Origin of the sequence: Sutcliffiella halmapala (genome assembly GCF_050107295.1) — a bacterium.
Lineage (GTDB): Bacteria > Bacillota > Bacilli > Bacillales > Bacillaceae_I > Sutcliffiella_A > Sutcliffiella_A halmapala_A.
In genome coordinates this window covers 1-20,225 of the sequence record NZ_JBNIKR010000015.1, presented here as the reverse complement: position 1 = coordinate 20,225, position 20,225 = coordinate 1, and the positions used below count along the sequence as shown (strand labels likewise).

Here is a 20,225-nt window from a genome sequence, read left to right as displayed (position 1 = left end):
GTTCTAGGGTTTCCTGCATTTAATGATTAAAGTAGTAGGAACCATAGTAGCCTTCTCATAGGAATACCAACGGTTAGAATGCCTCTCCCTATCCTTTTCCGTCAGTCGGACATCCTCTACAATTCGTTCGATATGGAAACCTTGATCAATTAACGTATTAATATATGCACTTACTTTGACCTGCTGCATCATGGCAGGGATTTTCCATGCCTCATGATCGTAGGAGCCCTCTTCATGGTAGGACTGGTCCATGATCAATGCTCTTTCTTTCAATCTGACTCTGCTATATAGTGGATGTTCCCAGCTGAAAATGAAACTACCGCCTGATTTTAGGTAACGGTACACATTTTCCACCGTTTTGGCTAAATCCGTTGTCCAACCGATCGCAAAAATGGAATACACGATATCAAAATACCCTTCACGTAATCCTGGGTTCTCTTCCATCGAGGATTCAAAGAGCTTTACTTTTGAGTGACTGTCGTACAAAAGCTTTCTCGCCGCATCAATCTGATTCGTGGATAAGTCCAATCCCCATAGCTCCTTTGCCTTTCGTTCGCCCATATATTTTAGCGAATGCCCGCTGCCACAGCCGATGTCCAATACATTCAAACCTGCAACTTCGCCGAATAGATTCAATTCATCTTCCAAAGGCGCCAACGGACCATACTCCGGGAGGGGATTCCTTCCATAGAAGTTTTCCGCTACCTCCTCCCAGCTTCTTTTATTTATCGCAATCATATCTGTATCCATTCGCCGAACTTCCAATACCTTTATAAGAACATATATTCTCTATTTGTGATGGATTCCCTGCAAAAATTTGTATTTTTCTCAAAAAAATATCAGAGCAAAATTACTCTGATATCTTATAATGCACTATTAAAAATAAGATGAATTCTCTTCAACCCTTAACTAAAGCTGCTCTCAACGTATTATTCCCAGATTCCAGATAACCTTTTAAACAGGTTAGCATATAAACCCATCCTTCTTTGTTATCAACTATGTTCCTTATCAGATTGTCGTCATTGTCATTAAATCCTTCCTCGACAACTTCCACAATGGTTGCATTATCCAATGCATGAAGCGAAATCGTAACAAGATGTTCTTCCTCATTTGACCCCCACCGAAAAACAATTTTCTTGTTATCCTTGATTTCAATTATATTAATATCACCTTGTGCATCGTATTCCTCATATCTTAATGTGACAGTTTTACCTTGTTCCCATCTTTCAGAACTTGAAGAAAACCAGTAGTTTCCAATCTTTGAAGGGTCAACGAAGGCTTCAAATACTACATTAACAGGTCTAAATATCTTCATTTTTGTAACGTTTTTCATAATAAATTTCTCCCTTTCCATTTTAAAATACTGGAATCAGTTTATTAATCTCCTACCTCTATTCCAATTGGCCACAGTTGTTATTTATTCCTGCTTAGTTCGATGATTGCCGTCACATTTTTCCGACTTATCATAAGGTCTATCCCTCACAAGAGAATCATAGATTATAGAAAGGTTCCGCTTTTGGACCATCAGAAACCATAGGAAATAGGGGAGAAGCAAATGTTCGTTGTATCTTTTTACGAAGAAAGAAATCAACTGTTAAATCAATTGCGAAAAAATGTTCCATCGATAGGCGACGATTTAGTCATTAAAGGGCGAAAAGCGAAAGTGTCCAATGTGACCCATGTGGATGAAAAAAATGTCCACGTTCATGTCATATTGGAAAAAGTGAACAAGAAACAACTTGTCGTTGACAATTCAAAAAAGAAGAAAAGATAGACTCCTTTCTTCTATACAAAGAACGCATCTGTATGAATTCATAAACAGATGCGTTTTTTATTTTCATTTATTCGCGCCATATTTCCTATTTTCCGAAGAATGTATGCATTGTAGCATTATTAATGTTTTAATAATGATGGGATACAATACATATCAGGATGGTGATAGCATGACTTATGAAATAGATAGCATTTTAATAACGGAAGATCAATTGAAGCAAAAAGTGAAACAGATTGGGGCGCAGATGCAGCAGGATTTCCAGGATGAACCCTTTGTGCTCATCATTGTGTTGAAAGGTGCTTATGTATTTGCAGCAGACCTGATTCGCGAGCTCCAAGGAACTGTTACCGTTGATTTTGTGGCTGCATCAAGCTATGGAAACCAAACGGAAACTACAGGAAAAGTACGACTTTTAAAGGACATTGATGTTAATATAACTGGCAAACATGTCGTCCTTGTCGAGGACATCATCGATTCCGGCTTGACGCTAAGCTTTTTAAAAGAGCACTTCCAGCTGCACAAACCGAAGTCTATGAAGATTTGTACTTTGCTGGACAAGCCTGAGCGTCGAAAGGTAGATCTAATAGCCGATTATGTAGGATTTGTCATTCCTGATACATTCATAGTCGGGTACGGCATCGACTATGCGGAAAAGTATCGAAACCTGCCATACATAGCGACTGTAAAGGAAGCTTAAGGCTGACATTGTCTGCCTTATGCTATTCTTTTGAAATCAAAAGCAGAATTATTTTACATACTCTCTACAAATTCTTTTCTTTCGGATAATACACGATCCAATTCCCTATTTTTCTGACCGACATGTACTCGTAAATCGGAAAGGATGCGACCGATATCAGTCTGCTGTCTTCTGGTATTTTCCAATGATATGGTGATTTTGTCCTGCACAAGCATGTCCATGATGATTCCATCAAAGAAATAATCGGAGAATTTCAGCAATCCTGATACCTCCAGTTCCATGGTCGCAGTCTGATTCAAGTCCAGGAGTTCCTTCTGAAACTTCCTCATCAAGTATTGCGCCTCATGGACGTGCCCGCTCGAATCATCCATATGGCCATGCTTTAGCGCGGTTGTAAGAAGTCCTCCCCCAATCATATCAACAGTTCCCCAGCCTTTTGCCTTTTCCAGTGAGTCAATAGCACGTTTTAATGCATCATTGACTTGATTACCGGCATGGATCGCCTCGTTCAGTTCTTTTTGCAGTGCTTTAACATCGGCTTCTTTTTCATACGATTCATAAAGAAATGTGGAAGTTCGGGAATTGCTCTCTTTCAAATATTGCTCCTTTGTTGCAAAAAGCTCTTCATAATCCTTTTCCACATTACCAGCATGATTCAGTTTATCTACAAGGTCGTTGATGAGATCCATTACTTCCTTTTTGGCAAGCAGCGCTTCTTCGAGCCTAAGCTGAACCGCTGCCACTTCTTTCTTCTCTTCCTCCAACCTTTTGTCCGCTGTGCCCCGCAATGTCAGGAAGAACTTCGTCACGCTGAACCCTTCCAGACGCTCTACATCCTTCTGCTCCAATTCCAATGTGTTTTCTAAATTCAGCACAGTTTCCTCTAGATCAGCAAGCTCCATCCTATAGTGTTTAAGCTGATTGTCCCACTTCTCTTTTTTCCTTATCTCGGCTTTCAGTAAAATCAGACCTTCGTTTATGTCTTTTAGCATATACAATTCCCCCTATTTTTTCGTTATCTTTACCTTTCTATCATCACATAAAAAACGACATCCCAAAATATACGAGCACACACATAATGGACCCGACCAAAATCGGACCGACCCTTAATGTCATTTTCTCGTGTTTAGGCTGATAACTGCCTGCCAGCGAGTCAAATACTGCAACCTGTGAATTTTTCGAGAAGACATCACCTGTTGAACCTAGGATGAATGCAAGCAGTACAAATGAGACGGAGCCAAAAAACATCGTGCTCAGCAGATTAAAGTCTAAGAAAAACGAGATGCCAAAAAGGATTCCAAGCTCAATAGCCAAGACCACCAAAACACTAATAAGATACTTTTTCATTTTCTATTTGCCCCCTAACCTTTTCATCATAATATAGGTATACGATGGGAATTGCAGGAAGTTTCAGATAATTTGATAAAAAATAAACCGCAGCTATTTTTCAGCTGCGGTTCAGTAGGTCTTATTACATTTCTTCACAATGCTCGTCGAAGTATCCTTGAAGCTTGTTGATTACGGACATTGGTGCATGCCCTTCGATTTCGTGTCTTTCTACCATCGTGATGATTTTTCCGTCTTTTAATAGTGCAAAAGACGGGGAGGATGGCGGATAGCCTTCGAAATATTCACGTGCTTTTTCTGTAGCCTCTTTGTCTTGTCCAGCAAATACCGTTACAAGGTTTGTCGGGCGATTATCGTAATGGACAGCATGTGTCGCTGCTGGTCTTGCGATACCACCTGCACAACCACAGACGGAGTTCACCATCACAAGTGTTGTACCCTTGCGCGCAAATGCCTCTTCCACATCTTCTACTGTTCTTAATTGTTCGTAGCCAGCTGCATCCATCTCTTCTCTGGCCTGACGGACTACATCATTCATAAATAAATTGAAATCCATGTTCATGTTGTATCACCTCTTATTTTACTAATCCTATCATACCAATTTTTTTCGAATAAATAAAATAAAAAGCAAGTTTAATCTTAGGATGAACGGGTATTATAAAAGTAACATCTAGATATCCATACCCCTATACTCCCTAGATGAAGGAAAGTGATGACCCACTTTCCTTTTTTTATTGTTCTTTTTTATAGATCTCCATCAACTGATTGACCGCAGCAGACACCGATATCTTGTCCTCTCGGATCTTTTTCTCCATCACCGGAAGCTGCTTCTTCACTTCATCGTTTTGGAAAAACATCATCTCGAGCTGACTTTTTACCGAGGTATATAGCCATGTCTTCTTCTGCTCGTTCCTTCTTTTATCAAATTCTCTTGATGCTTTTGTTGTTTCCAGAAATTCATTGATGGTCTTCCACGTATGGTCTATCCCGATCTCATAGAGCGCAGAACAGGTAAAAGCCTTTGTCTCCCAGCTCTCTGTTGCTGGCTGAAGAAAATGCAAGATCTGCTTGTACTCTTCTGCCGTCTTCTTGGCTTTGGCTGCATTCTCGCCATCCGCTTTATTGACCACAATCGCATCGACAAGTTCCATGATGCCTTTCTTCATTCCTTGAAGCTCATCCCCCGCTCCTGTTAATACAAGCAAAAGGAAAAAATCGACCATGTCCCTGACAATCGCTTCACTCTGTCCCACCCCAACGGTTTCCACAAGGATGACATCATAACCGGCCGCTTCACAGAGGAGAATGCTCTCCCGTGTTTTGCGATGCACGCCACCGAGTGTCCCACTTGATGGGGAAGGACGAATGAAGGCCTGCGGGTGTCTTGCAAGCTGCTCCATTCTTGTTTTATCACCAAGAATACTACCTCCTGTACGCGAACTGCTCGGATCGACAGCCAGGACTGCCACCTTTTTGCCGAGGCTGCACAAGTACAGGCCAAAAACTTCAATGAAGGTACTTTTCCCGGCACCTGGCACACCGCTGATCCCAATCCGGACAGACTTGCCTGTATCAGGCATAAGCTGCCCAAGTATGTCTTGGCTTTTGCTGAAATGGCGTGCTGCATTGCTTTCCACGAGCGTAATCGCCTGGGCAAGGTCCGAACGGATACCGGCTTTCACTCCTGAGACGATTTCCTCGGTGCTACGTTCCTGTTTACGGAGCACTTTTTTCTTTTCTTTAGTCATTGGAGGCTTCCACATCCTCGTAGCCAAGGCGGTCGTAAATTTCCTCTAGGACCTTTTCCGCTGCGCGAGGAATAACTGTTCCCGGTCCAAAAATAGCGGAAGCTCCTTTGTTGTAGAGGAATTCATAATCCTGAAATGGGATGACCCCGCCAATGACAACAATAATGTCTTCACGGTTCAATTTTTTCAATTCTTCCACAAGCTGCGGCAATAATGTCTTATGTCCGGCAGCAAGCGAGCTGAATCCGATCACATGCACATCATTTTCCACTGCCTGTAATGCCGTTTCCTCGGGTGTTTGGAAAAGCGGCCCGATATCGACGTCAAAGCCCAGATCGGCAAATGCTGTCGCGATGACTTTCGCCCCTCTGTCATGGCCGTCCTGCCCCATCTTGGCGATCATGATCCTCGGTCTTCTTCCCTCTAATTCGTAAAATTCCTCAATTTTATCCTTCACGATTTTCATCTCTTCCTCATTGGAAAATTCGCTGCTGTACACCCCGCTGATCGAACGGATGACCGCACGATGACGGTTTGCCACCTTTTCTATCGCATCCGAGATCTCTCCAAGGCTTGCCCGCACTCTTGCGGCATTCACGGCCAGCTCCAACAGATTACCGTACCCGGTCTGCGCTGCATGAGTCAAAGCCTCCAAAGCTTCTTGAACTTTTGCATCATCACGATTTTCCCGCAGGTTCTGCAATCGTTCTAACTGCTTTTTGCGGACCTCTTCATTGTTGATATCGAGCACTTCTATTTCTCTATCCTCTTTATCCAAGCGGAACTTGTTCACGCCGATGATTGCTTCTTTGCCGGAATCGATTTTTGCTTGTCGGCGTGCCGATGCTTCCTCGATTCTCATTTTTGGAAGACCGGTTTCGATTGCCTTTGCCATTCCGCCCAGTTCCTCTATTTCTTCGATATGCTTCCAGGCCTTTTCAATTAATTCATTCGTCAGTGACTCCACATAATAGGATCCAGCCCATGGATCGATGACTTTTGTAATATCCGTTTCCTCCTGCAGGTAGAGCTGCGTATTACGGGCAATACGTGCTGAAAAGTCCGTCGGCAGGGCAATCGCTTCGTCCAATGCGTTAGTATGCAAAGATTGTGTATGACCGTTCGCAGCTGCAAGTGCCTCGATGCATGTACGTGTCACGTTATTGAAAGGATCCTGCTCGGTCAAGCTCCAGCCGGATGTCTGGGAGTGTGTCCGCAGTGCCATCGACTTTTCATTTTTCGGGCCGAATTCCTTCATCATTTTTGCCCAGATGAAGCGCGCTGCACGCATCTTGGCCACTTCCATGAAGAAGTTCATGCCGATTGCCCAGAAGAATGACAGCCTTGGTGCAAATGCATCGATGTCAATCCCTGCCTCAAGACCAGTCCGTACATACTCAAGACCATCTGCAAGCGTATAAGCAAGCTCGATATCCGCCGGCGCCCCCGCCTCCTGCATATGATATCCCGAAATACTGATACTATTGAACTTCGGCATATGCTTGGAGGTGTAGGCAAAGATATCCCCGATGATCCGCATCGACATCTCTGGTGGATAAATATACGTATTACGCACCATATATTCTTTTAAAATATCATTTTGGATCGTACCGGAAAGCTTTTCCTGGCTGACACCCTGTTCCTCTGCCGTTACGATGTAAAAGGCCATGATCGGCAGAACCGCCCCGTTCATTGTCATCGAGACCGACATCTTATCAAGCGGAATTTCATCAAAAAGAATCTTCATATCCAGAATGGAATCGATGGCCACTCCCGCTTTCCCGACATCCCCGACTACCCTCGGGTGATCTGAGTCATAGCCGCGATGGGTTGCAAGATCGAATGCTACTGAAAGTCCTTTTTGACCCATTTCCAAGTTGCGTCGGTAAAAGGCATTGCTCTCTTCCGCTGTAGAAAACCCGGCATACTGCCGAATCGTCCAAGGACGGTTCACATACATCGTCGGGTAAGGGCCACGCAGGTAAGGCGCGATACCAGGTAAAGTGCCAAGGTGATCGGCACCTTTCGTATCTTCTGCCGTATAATGTGCTTTCAGCTTGATCTTTTCATTCGTTTCATAAAATAGATCTTCTATCGTGTCTTTGTGCAGAGCTTCAGTTTCAGCTCCACCAATAGTCTTGTTTAACGGTCTTGTAGTAAAATCAGGCTTCATTTGGCGTCAACCCCATTTCTTGGTGAATCACAGTCAGCTGCTCATAGCAGTTAGATTTCATATGAATAAAGTCGGTTACCCCTAAATTTTTCAGATTGGCTTGACGCTCGATATCCGGTAATCCTGCAAGGAGGATTTTGACAGGATGGTTTTGGAGGAGGCTTAAAACATCATCCAACATGGTTCCATACGTGTCATCACTGCCGCAAACGCATATATAATCCGTCTTTGGTCCTTGCGCAAGCCAAGCATCCAATTCTTCAATGGTAGAAAAACTAGGACTTACAATGGTTGATAATCCCCCAACATGGAAAAAGCCTGCAGCAAAATCCGTTCTTGGTTTATGGAAGGCAAGACTGCCAAGATTGATCAGGGTGATTGCCGGTTTCTCACCGGACTTTTCGGCATATTTTTTTGCTTGATAACGGAGGGTTTCAAATGGCTGTGAAAGCGTGATTGGTGAGATCGGTTCCACTTCCATCAATGCACTTTCTGATGGTGCGGTAATATGATTCTGTTCTATATTGGAAAGCTCTTCGGCTAAGTTCGCATACATATTCGTTCCGACCAGCACCTTTTTTCTGCTCTCCACATCTTTTAAACGATTCTCACGGACCTGCTTTATTTTTTCTTGAAGAAAACCTGCTTGTAATGCATCTACAATTCCTCCAAGCCCTTCGATTTCCTGGAATAGCTTCCATGCCTCATCAGCCAGCTGATGGGTAAGCTTTTCCACATAATAAGAGCCTGCAGCAGGATCTACCACTTTTGAGAGAAAGCTTTCTTCTTTTAAAATATAGTGTGTGTTCCTTGCTATTCTTCTTGAGAAAACATCCGGACCTTGCTGATAGCTGTCAATATTGATGCTCTCCGCTCCCCCGATTGCAGCGGAAAAAGCTTCGGTTGTCGTGCGAAGCATATTGACATATGGATCAAGATTCGACTTGGTGAATACCGAAGTGGTCGCATGCAAGGTCATTTTCTGTGCCTCTTCATCACCGCCAAATGCTTCTACGATGTTGGCCCATAAAAGCCTTGCCGCACGCAGCTTGGAAACCTCCATAAAGAAGTCGCTGCCGACCGGGAAACTGAAGGCCATTTCTGATGCCGCTTCCTGAACTGTTGCGCCTCTCTCCATCAACGCATTCAAATAAGTAACGGCAGTTGCCATCGTTGCTGCCAGTTCCTCCACTGAACTTGCACCGCCATTATGATAAGGTGCAGCTTGTATCCAAATCGACTTTACCTTTGTTCCACTTTGTTTTTCCCACTCCAAATTGGCTTTCATTTCATCCAAGAGCTGTTCCAAAGGCTGACTAAGACCACCGGCTGTGACCAATTCGCCGATTGGATCTACTCCAATAATTCCATGTACATGCGTCATGTCAATGCTACTGTCTTTTAAAAGATTCATAAATGCAGTCGCACTCGAACCGGTGTAAACTTGTAGCTGAACCTGCTCGACAGGCACATCTTTCAATAGTGTTTCCAGCGCTTCATGGCTTTTTATCTCCAATGCCTTTGAGTTTACCGCTGGTTTTACAGTGAAGTGGATCGCCTGCAATCCATTTTGCAACTCTTGAAGAAGCTGATTGTTCATTTCCTCCCATGATGTTCCAGGGTACAACTGTTGACTTACTGACCAGTCGGCATTCCCGTTTTTATCGATGGGATTGGTTCCCTCTAGATCCACTTCTGTATAAATCGGCTTTCTTGTTATTCCTTCATATGTAAGGCTATTCAGTTTTGAAACAGGCTTTCCCTTTAATGCTTTTTCAGCCTGGGCTGTCCATTCCTCCAACGTCATTTTCGGGAAACTATTATTCTTCATTTTATCTAACTGACTCATTTTTCATCCCCTCGTTCCCTATGCTGCGTAACCGCTTACATGTCATTCTAATCAAAATAGTTCTTATATTTATTTTAATATAGTTATAGAGGTTCGGCAAACTATTCAGAGATCAAATCCAAGGAGTGTTTTTTTCTGAAAATGGGTAAATGATTGAAATAACGCGATATGGAGGGTGAAAATATGAAAGGGATCAATGAGAAGGTTGCAATTATCACCGGAGCTTCTTCAGGAATGGGCAGGGCAAGTGCAATCAGTCTTGCGAAAAGCGGGGTCAGGGTGGCACTCTTTGACTTAAAAGAAGATGGGGCAAATGAAGTCAAACAGGAAATCGAACAACTAGATGGCCATGCAATGGTGGTGACAGTGGATGTTTCCGATCCGAATGAAACGGAAAAAGCTTTCGAGCAAGTGCTCTCCCACTGGGGTCGGCTTGATATTATATTCGCCAATGCCGGTATCAATGGAAAAATTGCTCCGATTGAAGACTTGAGTGCCGAGGATTGGGATAATACGCTGCATACAAATTTGAAGAGCACCTTCTTAACCGTTAAATTCGCCATACCCCATATGAAAGAGCATGGCGGAAGCATCATCATTACCAGCTCGATCAATGGATCAAGGACTTTCCGCGGCTTCGGCATGTCCGCGTACAGCTCCTCCAAAGCCGGACAGGTTGCATTCGGAAAAATGGCTGCCCTTGAACTGGCGAAATATCATATCCGGGTCAACGTCATTTGCCCTGGTGCAATCGAAACCAACATCGACAAAAACACTTTTCCCGATGAAGAAAACCTCGGGAAAATAGAAATCCCAATCGAATATCCGGAGGGCTCCCACCCATTGGAGAAAAAGCCGGGAACACCGGAACAGGTTGCAGATCTTGTATCGTTTTTGGCGTCCGATGCTTCAAGTCATATTACGGGTAGTCAGATTTTTATTGATGGGGCGGAATCTTTGTTGTAGTTTTATAGCGACCTGATTATCATTGTAGAAATATGGTTGTTCCGAAATGGATATAAAAAAACATGCTGGAAAAAGTGTCATTTCTCCCGCATGTTTTTTTCTCTAATTATACAAAAGTACCCAAAAGAAATTGAACTCTATCTCTTAAGAGATGAAGAAGAAATTATTCGATTTCCTCAATTTTAGAAACGGGAACATCAATTTTTGATCCTAATACATCATCTGAATCCAACGAAAAATCAGCAATAGCTTCAAACTCATAAGTACCTGGATTTAATTTAAGTTTTTCTATTACTTCAAAATTTACTCTGTGAGGCTCATTCCGAATTAGTGTTGTTGTTAATAATGGTTGTTCCATACCTCCTACATATTCATAGTCCCCATCTTGTTGATAAACATTAAAGAAAAAAACACTTTCACCATGATATATAACTTTTTCAGCTTCTTCTCCGATATAAGTAATAGTTGCATAAACAATAAGGTCTTTTTCACCATTTTCAACATTTATTGATACTTTGAAATCATCCACTTGCTTAGATTCATTGGTGATTTTTGTTTCACCACTTACATTTTCTTCACTGTTCTTACTTGTTCCACAGCCAAATATTCCGAAAACAAAAATTAAAAAAACTGATTGAACAACAAATAACCGTCGCAACGTTTCTACCCCCTTTTACGATTAGACGGAAATCTTAATCAGTTTGTTTCACTCTTATTCCTCTATCCGGCCCGTTATCCTCATACCAATTATTTCAATCCTGAGAAACTTATTAGATAAAATTTCTCTAAAAAAGCTTACCTTGTTCTGGATAAGCCACCTTTAACGGAACAATCGGTACAGTTCAATAGTCTTGAATTGCGCACGCTTGTTGACATGCCCGCCATTACCATTACAAACTTATGTAAAGAACTAATTGACATGTGTAATATAGATGTTATATAAAAATAGTTATGAAATACTAAACCAATTTAATAAAGAGAGCAGGAAGAATGTAATATGTGGAACGATTTTAAAAAATTCGCTTTAAAAGGAAACGTCTTAGATCTAGCAATCGGAGTTATTATTGGTGCTGCATTTGGCAAAATCGTTACTTCATTAGTAAATGATATCATCATGCCTATGATCGGATTAATAATGGGCGGTGTTGATTTGTCGGATTTGCACCTGAAAGTTGGAGATGCTGTCTTGGCATACGGTAACTTCATCCAAACAGTACTAGACTTTATAATCGTAGGCTTTTCTATTTTTATGTTTATTAAATTATTTAACCGTTTAAAAAAGAAAGAGGAGAAAGTGATTACAGAACCACCGAAGCCTACAAAAGAAGAAGAGCTGCTTACAGAAATTCGTGACTTATTAAAAAAATAGCTTTGTTAATGCATTTTGTTAAATTTGGGTGTCCTAGCTGTTGATTGGAGCGATAGGTGAAGACTCCTTCGGGAGTTTGCGCTTTTATGGAGGCAGCCAACCACAAATTCTAATTTTTTGCTTGACCAATCATTCGAGGTAATCCCTGCACCTAAGGATTTTTAATAGTAATAATATAAAGCCAAAATTTACAAATGTGGTTTGGCTCTTTTCATAGCTACCATAAGTATAAATAAACACGCTCAGCCCAAATAACAAATTTTTCAAAAACAGATAATATACTCAAATCTTTTTTTCGATAACTTAAAAGACACTTATCTCCTATTTTAAGGACATATTTACAGCTTCCATAGCATGTATGTAGGTTGTGTCAAAAAGAGGAACATCAGAATCTTGCGGTTTTACCAATAATCCAATTTCTGTACAGCCTAATATAATCCCTTTAGCTCCAGAATCGATTAAACCTTGGATAACTTTTTTATAATAATCCCTTGATTTTTGATGAATCTTTCCTAAACACAACTCTTCGTAAATAACCTTATTTACAATCTCTCTTTCACTGTCATTTGGGACAATAACTTGTATACCGTTAGACTTCAAACGTGATTTATAAAAATCTTGCTCCATTGTGTACCTTGTGCCTAATAACCCAACAGAATTAATTCCTTTCTCTTTAATTTGGGCTGCGGTTGCATCTGCGATATGCAAAAGGGGGACATTAGTTTTCGACTGGATGTCACCTATAACTTTGTGCATTGTATTAGTACAAATGACAATAAAGTCAGCTCCCCCCTTTTCCAAAGCATGCGCAGCATTACCTAACTCTTCACCAGCCTTTTCCCAGGCGCCTTCTGATTGGTAGCGTTCAATTTCATGAAAATTCACACTATACAAAAGACATTTTGCTGAATGTAATCCCCCTAATCTTCTATTAACCTCTTCATTGATAATCCGGTAATATTCAGCAGACGATTCCCAACTCATACCGCCAATAAGGCCAATAACCTTCATTTTCACCTCTCCTCTCCATTATCCGTTTTTATCTTTATGATTAGCTTCGATTAATCAATAATCAATTCCTTTTTTATTCACTAAAAATGACCCTATACAAAAAGACGCGCACTCGAAAAACGCACGCTACAATGAAAAAAGAGCGCTGATCCTTGTTCTAGGATCGCTCCCGATGGAATAAAGGTTATGCTCTGTTACTTATCATAAAATTTTTATATAACCAACTAATAGCATCCTTCAAGTCATTAGCTATGTAGTCTATATTGATGTCTTTTAATTTTTCACAGTGTTCATCAAGTGACGATTCTCCTGCCCCCGTCCTAACCAAAATTTTAATGCATCCTACTTTAGCGGCTGCAACAATATCACTCCAACGGTCCCCGATTACAACGCAGTTTTCGAGAGTTAAGTTATAGGTTTGCTGAGCCTCCATTAACATTCCTGTATTTGGCTTCCTACAAGAGCATCCCTCATTGTGACTGTGTGGACACATGTATATATCATCAAAACCAAACCCTCTTAGCTCCTTTTTAAAGTCTTCCTCTTTCGCTAATCCCCTTGATATTCCAGGTTGATTTGTAAAAGAAAATATTTTTATCTTGTCTCTTTTTAATCTGGCTATTTCCAAGGCTGAATAAGGGAAAAGTTCAAATTCTCCTGGGTAATGAACTGTTTCATCACCACCAATTGTTCCATCTCTATCTAAAAAGATTGCTTCTATTTGGTTCACATAAACTTCCCCTGTCTTTATATATTCTTATTCTTATTTTCTCTATTCCGCAATCCTGTCCGATTAACTTATACCAATTATTTCAAATCAAGACTATTTACTCAATAAATATAAAGAAGAGAAGCTTACCTTGTTCCAGATAAGCTCCCGATTACGGAGTAAAATTGAAGTATAAATTTCACACCATACTTACTCCTTAATATGAATTTTTCATTAACTCTTGAATTTTGATTCTTAATTTCTCTTTAATCTCTCCATGGTTTTCATCCGTATATTTATACTTTGGATCGCTCCATTTTTCACTAGAATATTGCCAAACAGGATATGGGATTCTTTCTTTAGGTTCCCAATTATATCGGGGAAAAACATGTGCGTGTAAGTAAGCATCTGTGTTGCCATAAATGGAATAGTTTATTCTTCTAGGTTTACAAACTTCCAATATGGCTTCTCCAATCAAACTCATATCTAACAAATAGTCACTACGTTCTTTCACATTAAGTTCTTCTAGTGACCCAAATGGCTTTATGGGTAATAATACAGTATAACCAGGTAAGAATTGGGTGTCTCCAATAGCTGCAAAACCGCTCTTCATTCTTACTATAACCATTGGGTTTTCCCCTCTATGTGCTGATGTAATCCTATCTTTTTTCCACTCTTCATTAAGATTTGTTATCATCTTCTTCATCTTTATAAAAGGTCTCCTTCATTCATTAGTGTAAAGCTGTCCTGTTGTTCATACCATCTTGGTCTAATTAATTCAAAGTCCTTATGATCTTCTAATATAGTATGTAATCTATCAATCATTTCACTTATTTGATCAGGTGCAAATCGTAGTGACCACACCACTGATGAAAAGATAACCATGGCAGCATAAACAGAATATAGCACCCAAAAACCGTCTGGGACTTCGTTATTAAAATAACCTTTGATTTGACCGATGGAAAAGGGTACACTCAATTCTCTTTGAAATAAAGCTACTTTTACAAAATCGTGTATAGGGTCTCCCCAATCAAAGTTATCAAAGTCTATTACCCCGGCATATGTATTGTTAAATATTATAATGTTGCCTAGGTGAAAATCATCGTGCTGAAATTGATTGGGACGCTCTTTTAGCAAATACTTATTCTCTTCAATAAAACTTATAATTTTATCGTCATTTTTAATCCTTATTCCGCAAGCTTTATAAGCATCTAGGTATCGATAATGCTTCTTCATCGCTCGCTCATACCAAGGTGTGATTGACAAAGGGGCTTCAATTTCATGCATTCTAGCTAGTTCCTTACCAGCATATACACCTATCACGTATTGTTCTTTGTCTGTAAGGTTAGGTAATGCTTCTTTTACATCAACACCATCAATATAGGAATAAAAAGCATAATAAATATTTAATTCTGTAAGTATGCCCTTTTGAATTGGCTGAGGAGATTGAACATTGTTTTCTTGTATGTGTTTCAACAGTTGAAACTCAATCTTCTTCTTTTCATACCCGTTGATATTCCCTATCTTTAATAAGTACTTTTTGTCTTCAAAATAAACTATGTATTTCTCATCTAGAGAATATCCTTTAGATAACTTTTCAATTCTATTAGCGCTTTGTAAGAAAGCTATTCTCTCTTGAAGAGTATGTAGAACGTCCTTCATAGTTAACCTCCAATTTAATGAACTCCTGTCCACTTATACAAAGTACTCAACATCCCCTTCCATGTTCTACGTTTCTATGAGTACCTTCCTTCAACAAATCCCTTACAATCTTAGCATATAAAAGTGCATACCATTATTTAACTCTTAAAAAAATCCGTGTTCTTTTTTCTAAGTTCGAAGCTTCCTAAAAATGTAAAGTAAGCGCCAATTCTTGTTCCAGAATGGCGCCCTTTTGCGGAATAACCACCAATCCTTATTTGTCATTCGTATTATGTAATGAGCTCTCGTTCTTCGTTAGCTTAACGAAGAGGCCTTGATTTTTTCTTGTTTGAGATTATTATTTGCTTTTCATTTTTAGACAAAATCCAGTCTGCAACCAATCGCTGCTTCTTTTTTCAACCCGTCTTGTCCTCTCTTCATATCAGTCTATGAACGGGGCGGGAAGGCTGCCATAAAGAAAGAACGGAAGCCGCGTTTTCCGCGCAGCTTCCGTCCCGATCTTCCGGACAACTAACTCAAATACCGATTTCGGATGACCCCCATGTGATGAATCTCGTGTCCTGCGATGCCGTACGCGAGGGCACGAGCCGTAATGCTTGCGTTGTTGGCTGTGCCTTTGCGGGACCACCCCTCCGCCGGTAACCCGTGCAGCAGTGTGATCGTCGATTGCCGTACGGCCCGGTAGTCTTCGGCCAATTGCGCGGTTGTCCAGCTTCCGAAAGGAGGCATGAACAATTCCTGGTCGAAACCGGACAGAGGCGTCTGGTCCCCTCTTGAGAACCGGAGCAGGCGGTAGGTCATGACGCGTTCTCCGTCTGCGATGTGGCCCACGACTTCTTTCAGCGTCCATTTTCCTTCCGCATACCGATACGTGCCATGGCTTTCGGTCAACGATGCCAGCAGCTCGGTCATTTGCTTTTCCTGGGCGAGCAGAATGTCGATGATGTTGCCATCCGGCACCAACCGGATATACTCTCCGAAGTCCCCGGCATATTCTTCTTCTGACGGTCTTTGATTCATGCGTAATCACCTCTCTATGGAGTTATAGAAATTTAAAATGCTCTTTCCAATGCTCTACCGCGATTTTTTTGCGAATTTCGTAATTTCGGCATGTATAATGAATTCGCGAAAGGATAAAACTTTCCTTCCAATAATTGAGTGTAAGCAACCACTTAGTTGTCGGTGGCCACGCTAAACTGCCCTTTAACTTAATAATAATCATCTCAATTTTTCATAATTTCCTCAATAAGTTATTCAATATAATGGCCCTAAAATGAAAAATGAGCGCTGATCCTTGTTCCAGGATCGCGCCCGTTAGCTGAAGAAGGAATATGACTTAGATAATACTCTCCCTTTTAAAGTCAATTAAATCAGGGTCTAATTCTTCAAGTTTATCTTCAAATTCTTCCCAGCCATTTTGTCTAATAAATTCTGCTTCTTTTGAAGTAATTGGAATCAACCAAACCATTATTATTGTTTTTTTATCATTTACTTTAAAAGCATCAAAAGAATCTGGAAAGTAACCTGGAATGGTAACATAAAGGGCTTCAAAATTTGAATCATCAAATATTGGTCCATAGGGTCCAATGACATCTCCTCTTAAGAATGCAGTTCCAGAATCTAAAGAAGTCTGGCTAACCTGTGCCAATAATGCAGGTAAGTTTATATTTCCAATATTGGAGTAAGAAACGAAAATTAGTTCTTGCCAAATTTGTTTTCCAGAAACATTGGAAGTCAATGGAACTTTACTTAAACCTAAAGTAGAAACTGTTTTAGTATCAGAAAAAGGACCTTTACTGTATTTTGCAACTTGAACTGGAAGCCGTTCTCCCCTATCATCTTCAGTCCAACCACACTCAATTGGACCTAGATGAATATCTAAAAACTGTATAAATTTATCCATTTGACCACCTTTATCATACGAACTTTACTAATGATTTTATATATGTAACTCGAATCCCTTCTTCAACTATCCTGCCCTATTCTTAAGTATGGAAAGATTGCGTACCTATATAGCTATCGCTCCACGTTCTTAAAAAAAAAAACTAATCCGCACGCGTATGTTTAATTTTTCTTGCACTATAGAAACACCAAATGGAAATGAATATGAAAATAAAAATATATATATTTTCAAAAAGGAATGGCGAACTTGGACTGCTTGTATATGAGTTTTCATTAACATTTACACCTACATAAACAATTGCACTCCTAAGTCGCTCTAATGTGTAAACTAATCCACTTGCCAAAACAAATATCCATCCTAATATCATATAAGTATGGTACTTCAAGTTTATCCCCCATTTTTAAATTATTATTTCCCGTTTACCTAACACCAATTATTTCATAATCTAAAAATTCCTACAATAAGTTATTCCACTGACAAAATAAAAATAAGCGCTAATCCTTGTTCCTGGATCGCGCCCGATTATGGAAGATCACTAAAGCTTTCTTGGTTATTTTAATAAGAAAAATAATCTAACACCCAAGAATGGGTGTTAATCATCACTCGAAAACCATTTCTAAAATTTCTTCAACCCATTCAGGATTCTCTTCAATCCCAAGTTTTTCACATAAACTCTTATGAGTTTTTATAAATTCGGGTATTATACTTCTAATTACGCTCATTATCACTTTTGGTTCTCTATTGCTATGCCATTTTGCGAGTAGCGATAATTGCCAACCTTGCAATTTACTTCTTTCACCTTCTAGTTTTGCCCAGTCTCCGAATGTATTAGGTTGTATTCCTTCATCCATATACCAAGCTGTTATCATTGACAACCGTAAATTATCTAGACAATGTAGAGCATAGTAAATTTCTTTTCTCATTACTCTTCGATAAGCTTCGTGAACATAAGCAAAAAATTTCGTTCTCCAAAGCTCTACTTCTTGAGTAGTAGGGATATAGGATAAACTCATTGATTTTGCTAATACATTGCTCATTAACCCAGTAGTATCGTGAACAATTTTAATTTTTTGAAGCCAAGTTGATGGCTGAATATCTCTGGTCTTATAATAAAAGGTATCAACCTTAATAAAAGTATCATAGTGAGCAATACTATAAGTTGTCCAAGGGAAATCTTCGAAAAATAGAACTTTACCCCAATTCTTAGACCTCTGTTTTTTGTTCAATCTATATTCTTCAAATACTTCATCTTTGATAACTATACGAAGGTCAATATCAGAATATAAGTCTGTATTTTGATTGCCTAATGAACCTCCATAAAAAACAGCTAAAACATTTTCATCACTTAGTAAATCTTGTTCAATTGATACCAATAAATTTTGACGATGTTTCGGAATTTCTAAATCTCTTTCTCTATGTTTAGTTTCTAATCCCACACATTGCTTTACCCACTCCTAAAATTAAAATACTTTTGATTATTAAATTCGTTAATAATCAAGAAATACCTCCTCCCATTTACAGCACTTTAATTAATCAAAAATAATTTAATTTTTGTTAATTATTAAAATCACTTAATCAAGATAATGGCCCTAAAGTGAAAAATGAGCGCTGATCCTTGTTCCAGGATCGCGCCCGATTATGGAAGATCATATATTTTCTTATTGAAAATAAGAACCCGTTAGCACTATAAGAAATGAGGATTCCTACTTTTAAAGAACCACACTTGTTTATAGACAATATTTTCTCAAATGTAAATTTCATTATTCTTAAGTGCCTTTGATACCCATTCCCCAAAACCCATCCAATTAGAATTCTGTTCAGGTTTTTCTTTACGCAACTTTTTATATATCTCCAATGAAAATGGCATTCCATTATTTTGGGTATTTAAATATTGAATACATTCATCATTTGTTCGTAAATTTAGAGCTTGTGTTAAATAGGCTTCGGCTCCAACCACAAAAAATTCTTCTGGTCCACTGTGCCAATTATTTATAATATCTAAGTAACTTTGATTGAATGTTTCGCTTTTTAAGCGTAATTTTTCTTGTTCAATTTGTGCTATTTCTGAACCTGGAAACCCGTGAATTGTCTCGTGAATACAAATGCAAGCAATCTGTTTTGGTAAAGGCATATAACCTGGTGGTCCTTGATGTGTTACCATACCTTGTTTTGATAGTTGGAAAGCTATGGGTTTAATATATGTGGCCAAATAAACTTGATATGATTTCGATGGTAAATCGGTTCCTAAAAATGTTGAGAGCGTGGTACGAAGATTATGATATGAAATTAATGATGACATCGCCCCATTTAATTGATCCGCAACATTTAGTATTGATGGTTTAATATTTCGTCTCCAATTTTCATCTATATCAGATTCTTTTATATGAACAAAGCAATCTAATAAAAGTTCTCTTTTCTCTGATACATTAGCAGCGAGTTGTTTTATGTATTCTTCTTTTATATCAATATTGTTAATTAATTGATTGAAGTCTTGTAGGGACTTAATAACATCATCTAGAGATTTCACACTAAAATAAGATAGTAATTTACAAAGCCCCGACATTGAAAAAAATGAAACTACCTGATCTATTAATTTTAATCCAGCGTCTCCAAGTCTAGGACTATAATGTTCTCTAACACCTTGATAGTGTCTATTGTAAAAATCATTATTTGAAATAGCATTTAAAAATAAGACCATATCGAATGCTTCATTTGGTTGAATAGACCATTCTGTAGTAGTATGTGTAGCAGTCATTACTCTTCACCCCTTATACTTCTTTAATTCTCCAACGAGCTAATAAACCCCTTCAGTGATTATATGGTATCAATTCATATATTTTATTATTTTTAAATGAAGGAGGATTGCAGTAATCCTCCTTATTCAACATAAGCTCCCTTTAATGGAAGATCGAACTTGAAAAACCATGCTGCATAGATATTCAAGAAAAGCACCCGTTACTTTAAGTGTATTTATTCGTACTCAAATAGATTAAAGATGGATATTAAATAACGCATTA

Annotated in this window: 21 protein-coding genes; 4 read left to right on the top strand and 17 right to left on the bottom strand. The window is 39.4% G+C overall.

Annotated elements, in window-relative coordinates:
- Positions 1–3 precede the first annotated feature (3 nt).
- Both ACQCT5_RS20040 and ACQCT5_RS20035 read right to left on the bottom strand, forming a co-directional pair.
- On the bottom strand, positions 4–750 hold the full coding sequence (locus ACQCT5_RS20040) for a class I SAM-dependent methyltransferase (RefSeq protein ID WP_499644542.1): 747 nt from the start codon (positions 748–750) through the stop codon (positions 4–6).
- A gap of 148 nt (positions 751–898) precedes the next feature.
- A complete protein-coding gene (locus ACQCT5_RS20035; RefSeq protein WP_499644540.1) occupies positions 899–1,333 on the bottom strand; it encodes an SRPBCC family protein in 435 nt (144 codons plus the stop codon).
- Positions 1,334–1,555: 222 nt separating this feature from the next.
- On the opposite strand from ACQCT5_RS20035, the gene ACQCT5_RS20030 reads away from it, so the two are divergent.
- Both ACQCT5_RS20030 and hpt read left to right on the top strand, forming a co-directional pair.
- Positions 1,556–1,774: a hypothetical protein gene (locus ACQCT5_RS20030; protein WP_499644537.1), complete on the top strand. Its 219-nt coding sequence runs from the start codon at positions 1,556–1,558 to the stop codon at positions 1,772–1,774.
- 169 nt (positions 1,775–1,943) lie between these two features.
- Positions 1,944–2,471 carry a hypoxanthine phosphoribosyltransferase gene (hpt, locus tag ACQCT5_RS20025; protein WP_499644536.1) on the top strand — a complete coding sequence of 176 codons (528 nt, stop codon included), beginning with the start codon at positions 1,944–1,946 and terminating at the stop codon, positions 2,469–2,471.
- A gap of 53 nt (positions 2,472–2,524) precedes the next feature.
- Here the strand turns inward: hpt and ACQCT5_RS20020 are convergent, their stop codons facing one another.
- The 6 genes from ACQCT5_RS20020 to ACQCT5_RS19995 all read right to left on the bottom strand — a co-directional run bounded on the left by ACQCT5_RS20020 (position 2,525) and on the right by ACQCT5_RS19995 (position 9,588).
- Complete coding sequence (locus ACQCT5_RS20020) at positions 2,525–3,463, bottom strand: hypothetical protein (protein ID WP_499644534.1); 939 nt, start codon at positions 3,461–3,463, stop codon at positions 2,525–2,527.
- A 43-nt stretch (positions 3,464–3,506) separates the two neighbouring features.
- A complete protein-coding gene (locus tag ACQCT5_RS20015) occupies positions 3,507–3,818 on the bottom strand; it encodes a hypothetical protein (protein ID WP_499644532.1) in 312 nt (103 codons plus the stop codon).
- A 124-nt stretch (positions 3,819–3,942) separates the two neighbouring features.
- Positions 3,943–4,380 carry a BrxA/BrxB family bacilliredoxin gene (locus ACQCT5_RS20010; RefSeq protein WP_499644530.1) on the bottom strand — a complete coding sequence of 146 codons (438 nt, stop codon included), beginning with the start codon at positions 4,378–4,380 and terminating at the stop codon, positions 3,943–3,945.
- Between the two features lie 169 nt (positions 4,381–4,549).
- Positions 4,550–5,566 carry a methylmalonyl Co-A mutase-associated GTPase MeaB gene (meaB, locus tag ACQCT5_RS20005; RefSeq protein WP_499644528.1) on the bottom strand — a complete coding sequence of 339 codons (1,017 nt, stop codon included), beginning with the start codon at positions 5,564–5,566 and terminating at the stop codon, positions 4,550–4,552.
- Positions 5,559–7,739 (bottom strand): methylmalonyl-CoA mutase, encoded by a 2,181-nt coding sequence (gene scpA / locus ACQCT5_RS20000; protein WP_499644526.1) that lies wholly within the window; start codon positions 7,737–7,739, stop codon positions 5,559–5,561. Before scpA ends, meaB begins: the two co-directional genes overlap by 8 nt.
- The gene (locus ACQCT5_RS19995; protein WP_499644524.1) at positions 7,729–9,588 is read right to left on the bottom strand and encodes a methylmalonyl-CoA mutase family protein; all 1,860 of its coding nucleotides are present in this window, start codon (positions 9,586–9,588) and stop codon (positions 7,729–7,731) included. Before ACQCT5_RS19995 ends, scpA begins: the two co-directional genes overlap by 11 nt.
- 183 nt (positions 9,589–9,771) lie before the next feature.
- Between ACQCT5_RS19995 and ACQCT5_RS19990 the strand changes: the two genes are divergently transcribed.
- On the top strand, positions 9,772–10,554 hold the full coding sequence (locus tag ACQCT5_RS19990) for an SDR family oxidoreductase (RefSeq protein WP_499644522.1): 783 nt from the start codon (positions 9,772–9,774) through the stop codon (positions 10,552–10,554).
- A 163-nt stretch (positions 10,555–10,717) separates the two neighbouring features.
- Here ACQCT5_RS19990 and ACQCT5_RS19985 read toward each other — a convergent pair whose 3' ends face one another.
- Positions 10,718–11,212 (bottom strand): hypothetical protein, encoded by a 495-nt coding sequence (locus ACQCT5_RS19985; protein ID WP_499644520.1) that lies wholly within the window; start codon positions 11,210–11,212, stop codon positions 10,718–10,720.
- Between the two features lie 339 nt (positions 11,213–11,551).
- On the opposite strand from ACQCT5_RS19985, the gene mscL reads away from it, so the two are divergent.
- A complete protein-coding gene (gene mscL, locus ACQCT5_RS19980; protein WP_499644518.1) occupies positions 11,552–11,923 on the top strand; it encodes a large conductance mechanosensitive channel protein MscL in 372 nt (123 codons plus the stop codon).
- 321 nt (positions 11,924–12,244) lie between these two features.
- On the opposite strand, the gene ACQCT5_RS19975 is transcribed toward mscL, so the two are convergent.
- The 8 genes from ACQCT5_RS19975 to ACQCT5_RS19940 form a co-directional block, all read right to left on the bottom strand.
- Complete coding sequence (locus ACQCT5_RS19975) at positions 12,245–12,934, bottom strand: aspartate/glutamate racemase family protein (protein ID WP_499644516.1); 690 nt, start codon at positions 12,932–12,934, stop codon at positions 12,245–12,247.
- Between the two features lie 184 nt (positions 12,935–13,118).
- Complete coding sequence (locus ACQCT5_RS19970) at positions 13,119–13,664, bottom strand: HAD-IIIA family hydrolase (protein ID WP_499644514.1); 546 nt, start codon at positions 13,662–13,664, stop codon at positions 13,119–13,121.
- Between the two features lie 196 nt (positions 13,665–13,860).
- Positions 13,861–14,349, bottom strand: a complete 489-nt coding sequence (locus tag ACQCT5_RS19965) for an HIT family protein (RefSeq protein WP_499644512.1) — start codon at positions 14,347–14,349, stop codon at positions 13,861–13,863.
- A gap of 2 nt (positions 14,350–14,351) precedes the next feature.
- Positions 14,352–15,305: an aminoglycoside phosphotransferase family protein gene (locus tag ACQCT5_RS19960; protein ID WP_499644510.1), complete on the bottom strand. Its 954-nt coding sequence runs from the start codon at positions 15,303–15,305 to the stop codon at positions 14,352–14,354.
- Positions 15,306–15,815: 510 nt separating this feature from the next.
- Complete coding sequence (locus tag ACQCT5_RS19955) at positions 15,816–16,325, bottom strand: DinB family protein (protein ID WP_499644508.1); 510 nt, start codon at positions 16,323–16,325, stop codon at positions 15,816–15,818.
- 316 nt (positions 16,326–16,641) lie between these two features.
- Positions 16,642–17,208 carry a suppressor of fused domain protein gene (locus ACQCT5_RS19950; protein ID WP_499644506.1) on the bottom strand — a complete coding sequence of 189 codons (567 nt, stop codon included), beginning with the start codon at positions 17,206–17,208 and terminating at the stop codon, positions 16,642–16,644.
- A gap of 599 nt (positions 17,209–17,807) precedes the next feature.
- Positions 17,808–18,644, bottom strand: coding sequence for a hypothetical protein (locus ACQCT5_RS19945; protein ID WP_499644504.1), 837 nt, complete (start codon positions 18,642–18,644; stop codon positions 17,808–17,810).
- A 308-nt stretch (positions 18,645–18,952) separates the two neighbouring features.
- Entirely contained in the window at positions 18,953–19,963 is a 1,011-nt protein-coding gene (locus ACQCT5_RS19940) for a hypothetical protein (RefSeq protein ID WP_499644502.1), read from the bottom strand.
- Positions 19,964–20,225 lie beyond the last annotated feature (262 nt).

Excerpts from the sequence above, each read along its gene's own strand:
- ACQCT5_RS20040 (WP_499644542.1), bottom strand. The coding sequence starts at position 750 with ATGGATACAGATATGATTGCGATAAATAAAAGAAGCTGGGAGGAGGTA.
- ACQCT5_RS20035 (WP_499644540.1), bottom strand. The coding sequence starts at position 1,333 with ATGAAAAACGTTACAAAAATGAAGATATTTAGACCTGTTAATGTAGTA.
- ACQCT5_RS20030 (WP_499644537.1), top strand. The coding sequence starts at position 1,556 with ATGTTCGTTGTATCTTTTTACGAAGAAAGAAATCAACTGTTAAATCAA.
- hpt (WP_499644536.1), top strand. The coding sequence starts at position 1,944 with ATGACTTATGAAATAGATAGCATTTTAATAACGGAAGATCAATTGAAG.
- ACQCT5_RS20020 (WP_499644534.1), bottom strand. The coding sequence starts at position 3,463 with ATGCTAAAAGACATAAACGAAGGTCTGATTTTACTGAAAGCCGAGATA.
- ACQCT5_RS20015 (WP_499644532.1), bottom strand. The coding sequence starts at position 3,818 with ATGAAAAAGTATCTTATTAGTGTTTTGGTGGTCTTGGCTATTGAGCTT.
- ACQCT5_RS20010 (WP_499644530.1), bottom strand. The coding sequence starts at position 4,380 with ATGAACATGGATTTCAATTTATTTATGAATGATGTAGTCCGTCAGGCC.
- meaB (WP_499644528.1), bottom strand. The coding sequence starts at position 5,566 with ATGACTAAAGAAAAGAAAAAAGTGCTCCGTAAACAGGAACGTAGCACC.
- scpA (WP_499644526.1), bottom strand. The coding sequence starts at position 7,739 with ATGAAGCCTGATTTTACTACAAGACCGTTAAACAAGACTATTGGTGGA.
- ACQCT5_RS19995 (WP_499644524.1), bottom strand. The coding sequence starts at position 9,588 with ATGAGTCAGTTAGATAAAATGAAGAATAATAGTTTCCCGAAAATGACG.
- ACQCT5_RS19990 (WP_499644522.1), top strand. The coding sequence starts at position 9,772 with ATGAAAGGGATCAATGAGAAGGTTGCAATTATCACCGGAGCTTCTTCA.
- mscL (WP_499644518.1), top strand. The coding sequence starts at position 11,552 with ATGTGGAACGATTTTAAAAAATTCGCTTTAAAAGGAAACGTCTTAGAT.
- ACQCT5_RS19975 (WP_499644516.1), bottom strand. The coding sequence starts at position 12,934 with ATGAAGGTTATTGGCCTTATTGGCGGTATGAGTTGGGAATCGTCTGCT.
- ACQCT5_RS19965 (WP_499644512.1), bottom strand. The coding sequence starts at position 14,349 with ATGAAGAAGATGATAACAAATCTTAATGAAGAGTGGAAAAAAGATAGG.
- ACQCT5_RS19960 (WP_499644510.1), bottom strand. The coding sequence starts at position 15,305 with ATGAAGGACGTTCTACATACTCTTCAAGAGAGAATAGCTTTCTTACAA.
- ACQCT5_RS19955 (WP_499644508.1), bottom strand. The coding sequence starts at position 16,325 with ATGAATCAAAGACCGTCAGAAGAAGAATATGCCGGGGACTTCGGAGAG.
- ACQCT5_RS19950 (WP_499644506.1), bottom strand. The coding sequence starts at position 17,208 with ATGGATAAATTTATACAGTTTTTAGATATTCATCTAGGTCCAATTGAG.
- ACQCT5_RS19940 (WP_499644502.1), bottom strand. The coding sequence starts at position 19,963 with ATGACTGCTACACATACTACTACAGAATGGTCTATTCAACCAAATGAA.